The organism is Burkholderia sp. AU45388 (genome assembly GCF_030481585.1).
Taxonomy (GTDB): Bacteria; Pseudomonadota; Gammaproteobacteria; order Burkholderiales; family Burkholderiaceae; genus Burkholderia; species Burkholderia sola.
Map to the genome: position 1 here is coordinate 61,976 of NZ_JAUJPV010000021.1, position 12,944 is coordinate 74,919.

General features: G+C 66.3%; 14 protein-coding genes. 8 read left to right on the forward strand and 6 right to left on the reverse strand.

The window, feature by feature from the left end:
- Positions 1–61 precede the first annotated feature (61 nt).
- From QZM72_RS27040 to rsmD, 3 genes are all read right to left on the reverse strand, one after another.
- Positions 62–328, reverse strand: coding sequence for a YfhL family 4Fe-4S dicluster ferredoxin (locus QZM72_RS27040; RefSeq protein ID WP_006477774.1), 267 nt, complete (start codon positions 326–328; stop codon positions 62–64).
- A gap of 59 nt (positions 329–387) precedes the next feature.
- On the reverse strand, positions 388–885 hold the full coding sequence (gene coaD / locus QZM72_RS27045; protein ID WP_006477773.1) for a pantetheine-phosphate adenylyltransferase: 498 nt from the start codon (positions 883–885) through the stop codon (positions 388–390).
- 111 nt (positions 886–996) lie between these two features.
- Entirely contained in the window at positions 997–1,611 is a 615-nt protein-coding gene (rsmD, locus tag QZM72_RS27050; RefSeq protein WP_089468491.1) for a 16S rRNA (guanine(966)-N(2))-methyltransferase RsmD, read from the reverse strand.
- Between the two features lie 214 nt (positions 1,612–1,825).
- Here rsmD and ftsY point away from each other — a divergent pair, with 214 nt between their 5' ends.
- Positions 1,826–2,986 carry a signal recognition particle-docking protein FtsY gene (gene ftsY, locus QZM72_RS27055; protein WP_089468492.1) on the forward strand — a complete coding sequence of 387 codons (1,161 nt, stop codon included), beginning with the start codon at positions 1,826–1,828 and terminating at the stop codon, positions 2,984–2,986.
- 96 nt (positions 2,987–3,082) lie between these two features.
- On the opposite strand, the gene maiA is transcribed toward ftsY, so the two are convergent.
- On the reverse strand, positions 3,083–3,727 hold the full coding sequence (gene maiA, locus QZM72_RS27060) for a maleylacetoacetate isomerase (protein ID WP_089468493.1): 645 nt from the start codon (positions 3,725–3,727) through the stop codon (positions 3,083–3,085).
- 180 nt (positions 3,728–3,907) lie between these two features.
- On the opposite strand from maiA, the gene ybiB reads away from it, so the two are divergent.
- Together ybiB and leuA are read left to right on the forward strand one after the other, a co-directional pair.
- Positions 3,908–4,882 carry a DNA-binding protein YbiB gene (gene ybiB / locus QZM72_RS27065; RefSeq protein ID WP_089468494.1) on the forward strand — a complete coding sequence of 325 codons (975 nt, stop codon included), beginning with the start codon at positions 3,908–3,910 and terminating at the stop codon, positions 4,880–4,882.
- A 377-nt stretch (positions 4,883–5,259) separates the two neighbouring features.
- A complete protein-coding gene (leuA, locus tag QZM72_RS27070) occupies positions 5,260–6,906 on the forward strand; it encodes a 2-isopropylmalate synthase (RefSeq protein ID WP_301739652.1) in 1,647 nt (548 codons plus the stop codon).
- Positions 6,907–7,048: 142 nt separating this feature from the next.
- On the opposite strand, the gene QZM72_RS27075 is transcribed toward leuA, so the two are convergent.
- Together QZM72_RS27075 and pagL are read right to left on the reverse strand one after the other, a co-directional pair.
- Positions 7,049–7,432 (reverse strand): nuclear transport factor 2 family protein, encoded by a 384-nt coding sequence (locus tag QZM72_RS27075; protein WP_089468496.1) that lies wholly within the window; start codon positions 7,430–7,432, stop codon positions 7,049–7,051.
- Positions 7,433–7,477: 45 nt separating this feature from the next.
- Positions 7,478–8,047, reverse strand: coding sequence for a lipid A 3-O-deacylase PagL (pagL, locus tag QZM72_RS27080; protein WP_089468497.1), 570 nt, complete (start codon positions 8,045–8,047; stop codon positions 7,478–7,480).
- A gap of 359 nt (positions 8,048–8,406) precedes the next feature.
- Here pagL and rpoH point away from each other — a divergent pair, with 359 nt between their 5' ends.
- From rpoH to cydX, 5 genes are all read left to right on the forward strand, one after another.
- The gene (gene rpoH, locus QZM72_RS27085) at positions 8,407–9,342 is read left to right on the forward strand and encodes an RNA polymerase sigma factor RpoH (RefSeq protein ID WP_301739653.1); all 936 of its coding nucleotides are present in this window, start codon (positions 8,407–8,409) and stop codon (positions 9,340–9,342) included.
- A gap of 359 nt (positions 9,343–9,701) precedes the next feature.
- Positions 9,702–9,983 (forward strand): cytochrome oxidase putative small subunit CydP, encoded by a 282-nt coding sequence (gene cydP, locus QZM72_RS27090; protein ID WP_027806881.1) that lies wholly within the window; start codon positions 9,702–9,704, stop codon positions 9,981–9,983.
- The gene (locus QZM72_RS27095; RefSeq protein WP_089468500.1) at positions 9,973–11,553 is read left to right on the forward strand and encodes a cytochrome ubiquinol oxidase subunit I; all 1,581 of its coding nucleotides are present in this window, start codon (positions 9,973–9,975) and stop codon (positions 11,551–11,553) included. The genes cydP and QZM72_RS27095 overlap by 11 nt, the downstream gene beginning before the upstream one ends.
- Before the next feature lie 31 nt (positions 11,554–11,584).
- Positions 11,585–12,721 carry a cytochrome d ubiquinol oxidase subunit II gene (gene cydB / locus QZM72_RS27100; RefSeq protein WP_050014841.1) on the forward strand — a complete coding sequence of 379 codons (1,137 nt, stop codon included), beginning with the start codon at positions 11,585–11,587 and terminating at the stop codon, positions 12,719–12,721.
- A 62-nt stretch (positions 12,722–12,783) separates the two neighbouring features.
- The gene (cydX, locus tag QZM72_RS27105; protein WP_089468502.1) at positions 12,784–12,906 is read left to right on the forward strand and encodes a cytochrome bd-I oxidase subunit CydX; all 123 of its coding nucleotides are present in this window, start codon (positions 12,784–12,786) and stop codon (positions 12,904–12,906) included.
- The last annotated feature ends 38 nt before the right edge of the window (positions 12,907–12,944 follow it).

A 12,944-nucleotide genomic window follows, 5' to 3' on the forward strand; every position in this document is an offset into this window, starting at 1 on the left:
CGCCGGTCTGAATAGAAAGCGCGACGCGCGCCCCTCGATCGGAGCGCGCGTCAGCGCAGGATCACGACGCGTCGTCGCCCTTCACGGCGATCAACGCGTGGTACTTCTCCATCAATTGCGCGTGCGATTCGTCATGCTGCGGATCGCGCGGAATGCATTCGACCGGACACACCTGCTGGCACTGCGGTTCGTCGAAATGGCCGACGCACTCGGTGCACTTGTTCGGGTCGATCACGTAGATATCCGGGCCCATCGAAATCGCGCCGTTCGGGCACTCGGGCTCGCACACGTCGCAATTGATGCACTCGTCGGTAATCATCAAAGCCATACTGATCTCACTTCTTCAGGCCGGCGGCCGGCTTCGCAACGAAACCGGCCGGCGCCGCATCACGCGGCAGGGCCTCCCATCGCCGTGACTTTCTCGGTCAGCCACTTCTCGACGGACGGAAACACGAATTTGCTGACATCGCCGCCCAATTGCGCGATTTCGCGCACGATCGTCCCCGAGATGAACTGGTACTGGTCGGACGGCGTCATGAACATCGTCTCGACGTCGGGCAGCAGATAGCGGTTCATCCCCGCCATCTGGAACTCGTATTCGAAATCGGATACGGCGCGCAGCCCGCGCACGATCACGCGCGCATTGTTGACGCGGACGAAATCCTTCAGGAGGCCGGTGAAACTCATCACCTTCACGTTCGGATAATGGCCGAGCACCTCGTTCGCAATCGTCAGACGTTCTTCGAGCGAGAAAAACGGCTTCTTCGCGCGGCTGTCGGCAACGCCCACCACCAGCGTATCAAAAATGCTCGACGCACGCCGCACGAGGTCTTCGTGCCCGCGCGTCAGCGGATCGAACGTACCGGGATACACGGCGACTACCATGTCGCTCCTCCTGTCATCACGCAAACGGGATGGCAGCCGTGCGATGCACGCGCCGCTGCCGAGATGGGCATGCGTCGCCTTCGCGGCGCGCCGCCTCGTATGGAACGCGCATTATTCATCATTTTCGCGGCGCAGCAAATGATAGTGAACCGCACCGGCCTTGCCGTGCTTCACCACCTGCCAGCCCGCGAGCGCGTCGTGCGCGGCCGGATCGAGTTCCGCCCCCGTTTCGACGTACAGCGCGCCGCCCGCCGCGACGAGCGGCGCCGACAGCGCGATCGCGCGATCGCGCGCGGCCAGGTCATCGAACGGCGGATCGAGGAACACGACGTCGAACGCACCCGGCGTGAGCCCGGCCGCGAGCCGCAGCGCATCGGCTTCGGCGATCTCGACCGAACGGGCGCCGAGCTTGTCCTTGATCGCACGCAACTGCTGCGCGGCGCGCGGATGGCGCTCGACCATCACGACGCTCGCCGCGCCGCGCGATGCGGCCTCGAAGCCGAGCGCGCCGGTGCCCGCGAACAGGTCGAGGCAGCGCCGGCCTTCGAGATCCTGGCCGAGCCAGTTGAACAGCGTCTCGCGTACGCGATCGGGGGTCGGGCGCAGGCCGTCGAGATCGAGCACCGCGAGCGGCGTGCGTTTCCAGTCGCCGCCGATGATGCGGATCGTGTGCGGCTTGCCGCGGCTGGAAGGGGCCGCCGGGCGGCCGGAAGAGGAACGGGACATACGGGATATCGACAACGGAGGAACCGGGCGCGCGCGAGGGGCGCCGCCAAACAGGCGCACGTTACCACAGCGGCGGCGCGCACTGACGCGAGCGCCGCGCCGCACTGATAAAATGCACGGTTTCGGCCGCCGAGCGCCGCGTCCGCGCGAACGCAGAACGGCCCGTCCGGCGCCCCGCCCCCGCGGCGGCCCGCCCTCTTCCCGACGCCAGACCATGTTCAGTTTCTTCAAACGATTCAAAAAAACGCAGGAGCCCGATCCGGCGGAATCGCAATCGGCCGACGCGCAGCAAGCGGACGAAGCGTCCGACGCCGACGCGCCCGAGCCCGACGCGCCGCCCGCGGCCGACCTGCCGCAGGCGAGCGCGCAACCGGCCGCGCCGGCCGTCGTGATGACGGTCACGCCGACCAACGACGGCCGCGACGAAGTCGTCGAGACGGTCGAGATCGTCCCGCCGCCGCTGCAGGACGCCTCCGCGAAAAAGTCGTGGCTCGCGCGCCTGAAAACGGGGCTCGCGAAGACGGGCTCGAGCATCACCGGCGTCTTCGTCAACACGAAGATCGACGAGGACCTGTACGAGGAGCTCGAAACCGCGCTGCTGATGTCCGACGCGGGCGTCGACGCGACCGAGTACCTGCTCGGCGCGCTGCGCGAGAAGGTGCGCACGGGCCGGCTGACCGATCCGCAGCAGGTAAAGGATGCGCTGCACGGCCTGCTCGTCGAGTTGCTGACGCCGCTCGAGAAATCGCTGATGCTCGGCCGCGCGCAACCGCTCGTGATGATGATCGCCGGCGTGAACGGCGCGGGCAAGACGACCAGCATCGGCAAGCTCGCGAAGCATCTGCAGAGCTTCGACCAGTCGGTGCTGCTGGCCGCCGGCGACACGTTCCGCGCGGCCGCGCGCGAGCAGCTGGTGGTCTGGGGCGAGCGCAACAACGTGACGGTCGTGCAGCAGGAAAGCGGCGATCCGGCCGCGGTGATCTTCGACGCGGTCAGCGCCGCACGCGCGCGCAAGATCGACGTGATGATGGCCGACACGGCCGGCCGCCTGCCGACGCAGCTGCACCTGATGGAAGAGCTGAAGAAGGTGAAGCGCGTGATCGCGAAGGCGCACGACGGCGCGCCGCACGAAGTGTTGCTGGTGATCGACGCAAACACCGGCCAGAACGCGCTCACGCAGGTGAAGGCGTTCGACGACGCGCTGGGCCTGACCGGCCTGATCGTCACGAAGCTCGACGGCACCGCGAAGGGCGGGATTCTCGCCGCGATCGCGCGGCAACGGCCGGTGCCCGTCTACTTCATCGGCGTCGGCGAGAAGGTCGAGGACCTGCAACCGTTCAGCGCGGTGGAATTCGCGGACGCGCTGCTCGGCTGAACGCCGCCGGTCCGCTTCGCACCAAGGCGCCTTCGGGCGCCCTTTTTCGTGCGCGCCCGATCCGGCCCGCCACGGGTCGCGGTGCGCCTTCCGCGCTCATTCCGCGTCCGGCTGCACGCCCGGCTCGGCGGCCTTGAACGCATCAAGCGTCGCCGCATGATCGGCGATCCGCTGGATCGTCGGGAAACGCGTCGTGTCGATCGAAAAGCGGTTCGCGTTGAACACCTGCGGCACGAGGCACACGTCGGCGAGCGTCGGCGTGTCGCCGAAGCACAGCTTGCCGGTGCGCGGATCGTTCGCGAGACGCGTCTCCAGCGTGTCGAAGCCCGCCTCGATCCAGTGCCGGTACCACGCGTTCTTGGCATCCTCGGACACCTTCAGCGTGTGCTTCAGGTACTTGAGCACGCGCAGATTGTTGAGCGGGTGGATTTCGCACGCGATCTGCAGCGCGACCGATCGCACGTACGCGCGATCGACCGGCCGATTCGGCAGCAACGCGGGCTCGGGATGAATTTCGTCGAGATATTCGATGATCGCGAGCGACTGCTGCAGCGTCGCGTCGCCATCGACCAGCGTCGGCACGACCCCGTCCGGATTCAGCGCGCGGTACGCGTCCTTCAGTTGCTCGCCGCCGTCGCGCAGCATGTGCACGGGCGCATAGTCGAACGGCAACTGCTTGAGGTTCAGGGCGATCCGCACGCGGTACGACGCGGAACTGCGGAAATAGCTGTAGAGCTTCATGGGATGTCTCTCTTTTGGTCGTATTCGGCCGGCGGCGACATCGGCGCGGCGCGGCGGCGCGCGCGCCGCCGGGAACCAGAGTGTAGCGCGGCACGATGCGCGGCCGCGCCCGTGCGATACTCGGGGCATCCCTCACCGCTCACCGCGCGGCCCGATGCCGGCCGCCCGCCCCACGCTCCGATGACCGCTTCCCACGATCCCGCCGCCGCTCCGTTCCCCTGCGCCCGCTTCATCAAGGAAATCGGCCGCGGCCCGAACGGCGCGCGCGCCCTGTCCGCCGAGGACACGTTCGCGCTCTATCGCGCGATGCTCGATGCGCGCGTGTCGGACGTCGAACTCGGCGCGATCCTGATCGCCTACCGGCTGAAAGGCGAATCCGCCGACGAACTGGCCGCGATGCTCGCCGCCGCGCAGGCGTCGTTCGAGCCCGTGCACGTACAGGACGCCGCGTTCCGCCCGGTGTCGATCCCGAGCTACAACGGCGCGCGCAAGCAGCCGAACCTCGTGCCGCTGCTCGCGCTGCTGCTCGCGCGCGAAGGCGTGCCGGTGCTGGTGCACGGGGTGGAGCGCGATCCCGGCCGCGTGACGAGCGCCGAGATCTTCTCGGCGCTGTCGCTCGCGCCGTCGACGTCGCACGATGCGATCGAGGACACGCTCGCCGAGCGCCGCGTCGCGTTCGCGCCGATCGACGTGCTGGCGCCGCGCATCGCGCACCTGCTGTCGCTGCGCGGCGCGCTCGGCGTGCGCAACTCGACGCATACGCTCGTGAAGATCCTGCAGCCGTTCGCGCCGGCCGGGCTGCGGCTCGTCAACTACACGCACCCGCCGTACCGCGACAGCCTCGCGCAGCTGTTCCGCGATCATCCGGACGCCGCGCTCGGCGGCGCGCTGCTCGCGCGCGGCACCGAAGGCGAGGCGGTGGCCGACACGCGGCGCCAGGTGCAGGTCGACTGGCTGCACGACGGCGTGTGCGACACGCTGATCGACGCCGAGCGTTCGTCGACCGACGCGCCGCCCGTCGCGCTGCCCGAGTCGCGCGACGCGGCGACCACGGCCGCGTGGACGGACGCGGTGCTGCGCGGCGAGGTGCCGGTGCCCGACACGGTGGCGCGACAGGTCGCGACGATCGTACAGATCGCCCGCGTCGCGCGCTGACGGCTCGGCGCCGACCTGCCCCTTTATCCCGACATTTGACACGCGAGCGCATCCTGGCATAGAGTGGTCGCCATGCGTTCCTTTCCGAACACCCTCCGAATTACCTCCGGCCGCCTAGCGCGGCCGCTATCGCTACGACTAGCCTAAGGCTGTCGTAGCGCCGTGTGCTGTTCGCACGGTCCTCCCAGCAGTTCCTCGCCGTACCCCTCTCGCAGTTTTTACAACCCGAAGTCGCCAGCATTCGTCCGTCCATCCGTCGGCCGATTCGCGAAGATCATCCGCATCCGCGGCGCCATTGCGCGCCGGATGCGAGGCAGCGCCCACCGGCGCCCGTGCCGCCCGTCTTCGCTCGCGACTTGAGACCCGAGGTCCAGAAGATGATGCGCAATCCGCAAGACAAGTACCGTCCGTTCGAGCCCGTCCGCCTCAATGGCCGCCGCTGGCCCGCCCGCACCATCAAGCGTGCGCCCGTGTGGATGAGCACCGACCTGCGCGACGGCAACCAGTCGCTGATCGAGCCGATGAGCATCGAGCAGAAGCTCGAGTTCTTCGAAATGCTGGTCGCCATCGGGTTCAAGGAGATCGAAGTCGGTTTTCCGTCGGCGTCGCAAACCGACTTCGATTTCGTCCGCAAGCTGATCGACGACAAGCGGATTCCCGACGACGTGACGATCGAAGTGCTCGTGCAGTCGCGTGAAGACCTGATCGCGCGCACGTTCGATGCGCTCGAAGGCGTGCCGCGCGCGATCGTGCACCTGTACAACGCGGTCTGCCCGTCGTTCCGCCGCATCGTGTTCGGGATGTCGAAGGACGACGTGAAGGCGCTCGCGATCGACGGCACGCGCATCATCAAGGCACACGCCGCCGCGCGCCCCGATACGCACTGGACCTTCCAGTACTCGCCGGAAACCTTCAGCATGACCGAGCTGACGTTCGCGCGCGAGATCTGCGACGCGGTCGCGCAGACCTGGCGCCCGACCCGCGACCACAAGATGATCGTCAACCTGCCGGCCACCGTCGAGGCCGCGACCCCGAACGTGTTCGCCGACCAGATCGAATGGATGGACCGCAACCTCGCGTACCGCGACAGCATCGTGCTGTCCGTGCATCCGCACAACGATCGCGGCACCGCGGTCGCGGCGGCCGAACTCGCGCTGCTCGCGGGCGCCGATCGCATCGAAGGCTGCCTGTTCGGCAACGGCGAGCGCACCGGCAACGTCGATCTCGTCACGCTCGCGTTGAACCTCTACACGCAAGGCATCGACCCGGGCCTCGATTTCTCCGACATCGACGCGGTGCGCCGCGTCGTCGAGCGCTGCAACCAGATTCCCGTGCATCCGCGCCACCCGTACGCGGGCGACCTCGTGTTCACCGCGTTCTCGGGCTCGCACCAGGATGCGATCCGCAAGGGCTTCGCGCAGCAGCGCCCCGACGCGGTGTGGGAAGTGCCGTACCTGCCGATCGACCCGGCCGACCTCGGCCGCAGCTACGACGCGGTGATCCGCGTGAACAGCCAGTCCGGCAAGGGCGGCGCGACGTTCCTGCTCGAGCGCGGGATGGGCTTCACGCCGACGCGCCGCGTCCAGATCGAGTTCAGCCATGCGGTGCAGACGCTCGCCGACGCCTCGGGCGAGGAAGTGACGGGCGACGCGATCTGCGCGCTGTTCGCGCGCGAATTCCTCGGGACCGACGGCCCGGCCGCGCGCCACGGCAGCGGCGCGCGCTGGCAAAACCGCGAGATCGCGGGGGCGCCCGCCGCCGATGCAACGCCCGACGACGCCGCGCGACATTTCGCCGCGGCTTTCGCGGCGGCCGCCGGCGCCGCGATCGACGTCGCGTCGTGCGAACACACGCGCGCCGTGGACGGCCGGATCGCGGTATCGGTCGGCTGCCGGGTCGGCAACGCGCCGCTGCGGCACGGCGTCGGCGTGCATGCCGACGCGGCGGTCGCGGCGCTCGATGCGGTCGCGAGCGCGATCAACCGCTCGGCATGGCACTGCGCGGACCACCGCGCGGCGGCCTGAGCGCCGGCTTTCGAGGCACGGTTGAACGTCAGCGAGCGGTGCGTGACCGCCCGTGCGCCGCGCGATCCGCGCCGCACGAGGCAGCAAAAAGCGGCTCGGAAGGCCGCTTCGGTCGATGCATGAAAAGGGGCGCCACCCGCGCTCATGTTTCGGTCGCGCACCGCGTCGCCTGCCACGCGAACAGGCACCAGCGGCCCTGGTCGTGCGTGTGGACGGACGTATAGGCAATCGGAAAGACGAGGCCGCCGTTGTTCGTTTCCATCTCGATCAACGCGCGCCCGGTGACGACGCAAGTGGCGTCGCCGACCGGCAGCACGTCCTGCGACTGGATTTCGATCTGGCGATAGCGGCGGCGGCCGGCGACGATGGCGTCGATGAACTGCTGCTTGGTTTCGCGTTTGCCGTTGGTGTGAACGAAAAACACCTTGTCCGACAACAGCGCGTCGAGCGCCTCGCCGTCGCCGTCCACCATCGCCCGGAACCGATCGCGCTCGAGCGCGCGGATCGCATCGACCACCTTCGTCATCGCCTGACTCCTCGGCAACGCGCCCGCGTTGCCCGGGCGTACGGATCAGAAGTTGTACTGCACGTAGAACTGGTGGAAATTTATACCAGGATTCGGCTCTTTGATACCCGCGTTAGACACATGTTCGAAACGGTAGCCGACCTGATACTGTTGCCGTTGGCCGAACTGCACGCCCACGCCGCCCGTCGGCGCGAACTGGAATGCGGTGGACAGCGAGAAATTGTCCGAGATCGTCGGGTGCGTCAGCAGGCGAACGCCGCCGCCAGCCTCGATGAACGGGCGAATCTGCCCGCTGCTCTTGATGAAGCGGAACATCGGCGTGACGCCGAACTCGCCGATGTTGCCGTGAACGTTGCCGCCCGTATGCCAGTAGCCGGCGTGCCCTTCGACGACGAACGTGAAGTGCCAGCCGCCGACTTCCCACCAGTTCCAGCCGGGATCCCACACCACGCCGATATCGGCCTTGTCGATCCCGCGGCGATCCGAAAAGCCGCCGCCGGCCTGGATCCCCCATCGATCCGCGAAAGCCGCACCCGATCCGCCCAGAAGAGACGCCGCCAGCATCGCATGCAGCACCAGCCGGCTGCGGGGCCGGCGATTCTTCTTATTGTTCATCTGACACTCCAACTTTGTGGGTTGAATGGAGCCTGCGGCAACGGCCGGGCCCGAGCGAACTGAATGGTATGGTAAAGGACTTTTCGAATCGGCATCACGAAGCGAAATGGCTTGCTTCCAAAACGACAAAAATCGAAATCGTCTACCGATTCCTAACAGAAACAACGGCTTACGGAACTTCGTGGCGGAGCCCCTGTCGCAGAATAGGCTATCGACTCGACTCATCCGATAGAAAAACAGGGAACTCCGATGCCCCCGCGTGCTCTAAGGAATTAGCACTCGTATTGCGGGAGTGCTAAGATGACCCACGGAATCTCATTCGAGACCGGGGTTTGTCCCTGATTCCAAAGGAGTTTTTAGTGAGCAACGCCCTGACCCTCCCGAACACCCTGAGCCCGGCGCCGGCCAAGGCCGAATCGGCAGGCTCGCTGGCGCTCGCAGCCCAATCGATGTTGCCCGGCCAGCTCGGCAACATCGACGCGTACATCCAGGCCGTCAACCGCATTCCGCTGCTGACCGCCGAGGAGGAACGCCGGTATGCAACCGAATTCCGCGAAAACAACGACCTCGACTCCGCGCGCCGCCTGGTGCTGTCGCACCTGCGTCTCGTCGTGTCGATCGCGCGCAACTATCTCGGCTACGGCCTGCCGCACGGCGACCTGATCCAGGAAGGCAACATCGGCCTGATGAAAGCGGTGAAGCGTTTCGACCCGTCGCAAAACGTGCGCCTGGTGTCGTATGCGATTCACTGGATCAAGGCCGAGATCCACGAGTACATCCTGCGCAACTGGCGCATGGTGAAGGTCGCGACGACGAAGGCGCAGCGCAAGCTGTTCTTCAACCTGCGCAGCCACAAGAAGAGCATGCAGGCGATGACGCCCGAGGAAATCGACGGCCTCGCGCAGGAGCTCAACGTCAAGCGCGAGGAAGTCACCGAGATGGAAACGCGCCTGTCGGGCGGCGACGTCGCGCTCGAGGGCCAAGTGGAAGACGGCGAGGAGTCGTACGCGCCGATCGCCTACTTGGCCGACTCGCACAACGAGCCGACCGCCGTGCTCGCCGCGCGTCAGCGCGACATGCTGCAGACGGACGGCATCGCGCAGGCGCTCGACGCGCTCGACGCACGCAGCCGCCGCATCATCGAGGCACGCTGGCTGCAGGTCGACGACGACGGCTCGGGCGGCTCGACGCTGCACGATCTCGCTGCCGAATTCGGCGTGTCGGCGGAACGCATCCGCCAGATCGAGGCGAGCGCAATGAAAAAGATGCGCACCGCCCTCGCCGAATACGCCTGAATCCCGCCGATTGAGAGCGCCTCATCGAAAACCGCTGCCCGACCGGCAGCGGTTTTTTTTCGTCCTTTTTTCTGCTGCTTTTCACTCGCTTTTCAGCGCGTTTCACGCTCCGTTTCTCACCCGATAATTGAACGGATTCATCGGGCATTACGCTATTTGCGACGCCCTTCCGCATAAGCTTGATCCACCTCAATTTTTACCCCCTGTTTCGCGACGGTCTGCCGCATCGCAGCACTCGGCATCGGAAAGCAGTCCTTTTAAAATTGGCATGTCAGGCGCAAAAGGATTAAAACAGCTTCACGGCCGTCATAAATCCGACGTAAAGTCGCCCCCAATCCGACGTAAATCGTTTCAGGATAATCGCCTTGATCTCGATCAATAAAGAGCCTGCGCCGCCCTCGCGGCCGGCCGGCACGATCGGCTGGCGTGCGCGCATCGCCGCATGGGCACGCGGCCCCACCCTCGCCCGCGACATCACCCTGGTGCTGATCGTCAAGCTGATCCTCCTGATGTCGCTCAAATACGCATTCTTCAATCATCCGCAGGCCGAGCACATGTCGTTGCCGCCTGCCGCCGTGGCCGAGAAGCTGCTCTCGGTGCCGGCGCCTGCATCTACCGAGGGAGACCATCATGATAAGTAGTGAAGTCGTCGATCTGTCGCGCCTACAGTTCGGCATCACGGCGCTCTACCATTTCCTGTTCGTGCCGTTGACGCTCGGCCTGTCCTGGCTGCTCGTCATCATGGAAGCCGTCTACGTGATGACCGGCAAACAGGTCTACAAGGACATGACCCAGTTCTGGGGCAAGCTGTTCGGCATCAACTTCGCGATGGGCGTGACGACCGGCATCACGCTCGAATTCCAGTTCGGCACGAACTGGTCGTACTACTCGCACTACGTCGGCGACATCTTCGGCGTGCCGCTCGCGGTCGAAGGCCTGATGGCGTTCTTCCTCGAATCGACGTTCGTCGGCCTGTTCTTCTTCGGCTGGAACCGCCTGTCGAAGGTCAAGCACCTGATCGTCACGTTCCTCGTCGCGCTGGGCTCGAACCTGTCCGCGCTGTGGATCCTCGTCGCGAACGGCTGGATGAACAACCCGGTCGGCGCCGAGTTCAACTACCAGACGATGCGCATGGAGATGACGAGCCTGTTCGACGTGCTGTTCAACCCGGTCGCGCAGGTGAAGTTCGTGCACACGGTGTCGGCCGGCTACGTGTCGGCGGCGATGTTCGTGCTCGGCGTGTCGTCGTGGTATCTGCTGAAGAAGCGCGACGTCGATTTCGCGCTGCGCTCGTTCGCGGTCGCGGCCGGCTTCGGCCTCGCGGCGACGCTGTGCGTGATCGTGCTCGGCGACGAATCGGGCTATACGACCGGCGAAGTGCAGAAGATGAAGCTCGCCGCGATCGAATCCGAATGGGAAACGCAGCCGGCGCCCGCGTCGTTCACGCTGATCGGCATCCCGAACCAGGCGGAACAGCGCACCGACTATGCGATCAAGATCCCGTACGCGCTCGGCCTGATCGCGACGCGCTCGATCGACGAACCGGTGGTCGGCCTGCGCGACCTCGCGAAGCGCAGCGAGGAGCACATCCAGAGCGGGATGATCGCGTACGGCGCGCTGCAGAAGCTCAAGCAGGGCGACACGAGCGACGCGACCCGCGCGCTGTTCGATCAGCACAAGCAGTATCTCGGCTACGGGCTGATGCTCAAGCAGTTCACGCCGAACGTGACCGACGCGACGCCCGAGCAGATCAAGGCCGCCGCGAAGAAGACGATTCCGCCCGTCGCACCGGTGTTCTTCTCGTTCCGGATCATGGTGGCCCTCGGCTTCCTGTTCGTCGCGACGTTCGTTGCCGCGTTCTGGTTCTGCGCGCGGCGGCAACTGCTGCAGGACAACCGCCGCTGGTTCCTGCGCTACGCGGTGTGGGCGATCCCGCTGCCGTGGATCGCGATCGAATTCGGCTGGATCGTCGCCGAACTCGGCCGCCAGCCGTGGACGATCGCCGGCGTGCTGCCGACGCACCTGTCCGCGTCGAGCCTGCAGCCGAGCGACCTGTACCTGAGTCTCGCCGGCTTCATCCTGTTCTACACCGCGCTGTTCGTCATCGAGATCAAGCTGATGTTCAAGTATGCGCGGCTCGGCCCGTCGTCGCTGCATACCGGCCGCTATCACCACGAACTCGTCGCTACCGGCGAGCGGGCCGCGGTTTGAGCACGCCCTCGCAACGGAACAAGGAATCGCTATGGACTATGCAACTCTCAAGCTGATCTGGTGGGTGCTCGTCGGCGTGCTGCTGATCGGCTTCGCCGTCACCGACGGCTTCGACATGGGCGCGACCGCGCTGCTGCCGTTCCTCGGCAAGACGGACGAGGAGCGCCGCATCATCGTCAACACGGTCGGCGCGACGTGGGAAGGCAACCAGGTGTGGCTGATCACGGCCGGCGGCGCGATGTTCGCGGCCTGGCCGCTCGTCTACGCGGCGTCGTTCTCCGGCTTCTACTTCGCGATGCTGCTCGTGCTGTTCGCGCTGTTCTTCCGGCCGGTGGGCTTCGACTACCGCAGCAAGCGGCCGGACCCGCGCTGGCGTGCGGGCTGGGACTGGGGCCTGTTCGCCGGCGGCTTCGTGCCGGCGCTGGTGTTCGGCGTCGCGTTCGGCAACCTGCTGCAGGGCGTGCCGTTCAAGTTCGACAGCGACCTGCGCGTGACCTACTACGGCGGCTTCTGGGCGCTGCTGAACCCGTTCGCGCTGCTGTGCGGGCTCGTCAGCCTCACGATGCTCGTCGCGCACGGCGCCGCGTTCATCAAGATGAAGACCGACGGCGTGATCGCCCGCCGTGCGTCGATCGCGCTGCGTGTCGCGTCGTTCCTCGCGGTCGTGCTGTTCGTGCTGGCCGGCGTGCTGGTGGCCTCGTATATCGGCGGCTTCCACATCACGCACGCCGCGCCGACCGACACCGTCGCGAACCCGCTGCTCAAGGACGTCGCCGCCGGTGCGGGCCTGTGGCTCGCGAACTACGGCGACTATCCGTGGATGATCGCCGCGCCCGTCGTCGGGATCGCGGGCGGCGTGCTCGCGCTGCTGCTCGCCGGCTCGAAGCAGGAAAAGACGGCGTTCTTCTGCACCGGCCTGATGATCGCCGGGGTGATCCTGACCGCGGGCTTCTCGATGTTCCCGTTCATCATGCCGTCGTCGCTCGACCCGCGCAGCAGCCTGACCGTATGGGATTCGACGTCGAGCCACATGACGCTGCAGGTGATGCTGTTCGCGGTGATCGTGTTCCTGCCGATCGTGCTGATCTACACGGGCTGGGTGTACCGCGTGATGCGCGGCAAGGTCACGCACCAGACGCTCGAAGAGAACAAGCACTCGATGTATTGATGCATTGAACCGGGCCGGGGCGCGTGGGCGCCCTCGCCTACCGTTTCGCAAGGAGTCGGATCATGTGGTATTTCAGCTGGATTCTCGGTATCGGCGTCGCGCTGTCGTTCGGCATCGTCAACGCGATGTGGCTCGAAGCGCGGCAGAAGACGCAGGAAGCGTCCGGACGGACACGGCGCGACTGACGCACCGACGGGTGACGCACGCGGCCGCTCGATCCGCG

Bases quoted from the DNA above. Each gene is read 5' to 3' on its own strand.
- QZM72_RS27040 (WP_006477774.1), bottom strand. From the start codon at position 328: ATGGCTTTGATGATTACCGACGAGTGCATCAATTGCGACGTGTGCGAG.
- coaD (WP_006477773.1), bottom strand. From the start codon at position 885: ATGGTAGTCGCCGTGTATCCCGGTACGTTCGATCCGCTGACGCGCGGG.
- rsmD (WP_089468491.1), bottom strand. From the start codon at position 1,611: ATGTCCCGTTCCTCTTCCGGCCGCCCGGCGGCCCCTTCCAGCCGCGGC.
- ftsY (WP_089468492.1), top strand. From the start codon at position 1,826: ATGTTCAGTTTCTTCAAACGATTCAAAAAAACGCAGGAGCCCGATCCG.
- maiA (WP_089468493.1), bottom strand. From the start codon at position 3,727: ATGAAGCTCTACAGCTATTTCCGCAGTTCCGCGTCGTACCGCGTGCGG.
- ybiB (WP_089468494.1), top strand. From the start codon at position 3,908: ATGACCGCTTCCCACGATCCCGCCGCCGCTCCGTTCCCCTGCGCCCGC.
- leuA (WP_301739652.1), top strand. From the start codon at position 5,260: ATGATGCGCAATCCGCAAGACAAGTACCGTCCGTTCGAGCCCGTCCGC.
- QZM72_RS27075 (WP_089468496.1), bottom strand. From the start codon at position 7,432: ATGACGAAGGTGGTCGATGCGATCCGCGCGCTCGAGCGCGATCGGTTC.
- pagL (WP_089468497.1), bottom strand. From the start codon at position 8,047: ATGAACAATAAGAAGAATCGCCGGCCCCGCAGCCGGCTGGTGCTGCAT.
- QZM72_RS27095 (WP_089468500.1), top strand. From the start codon at position 9,973: ATGATAAGTAGTGAAGTCGTCGATCTGTCGCGCCTACAGTTCGGCATC.
- cydB (WP_050014841.1), top strand. From the start codon at position 11,585: ATGGACTATGCAACTCTCAAGCTGATCTGGTGGGTGCTCGTCGGCGTG.
- cydX (WP_089468502.1), top strand. From the start codon at position 12,784: ATGTGGTATTTCAGCTGGATTCTCGGTATCGGCGTCGCGCTGTCGTTC.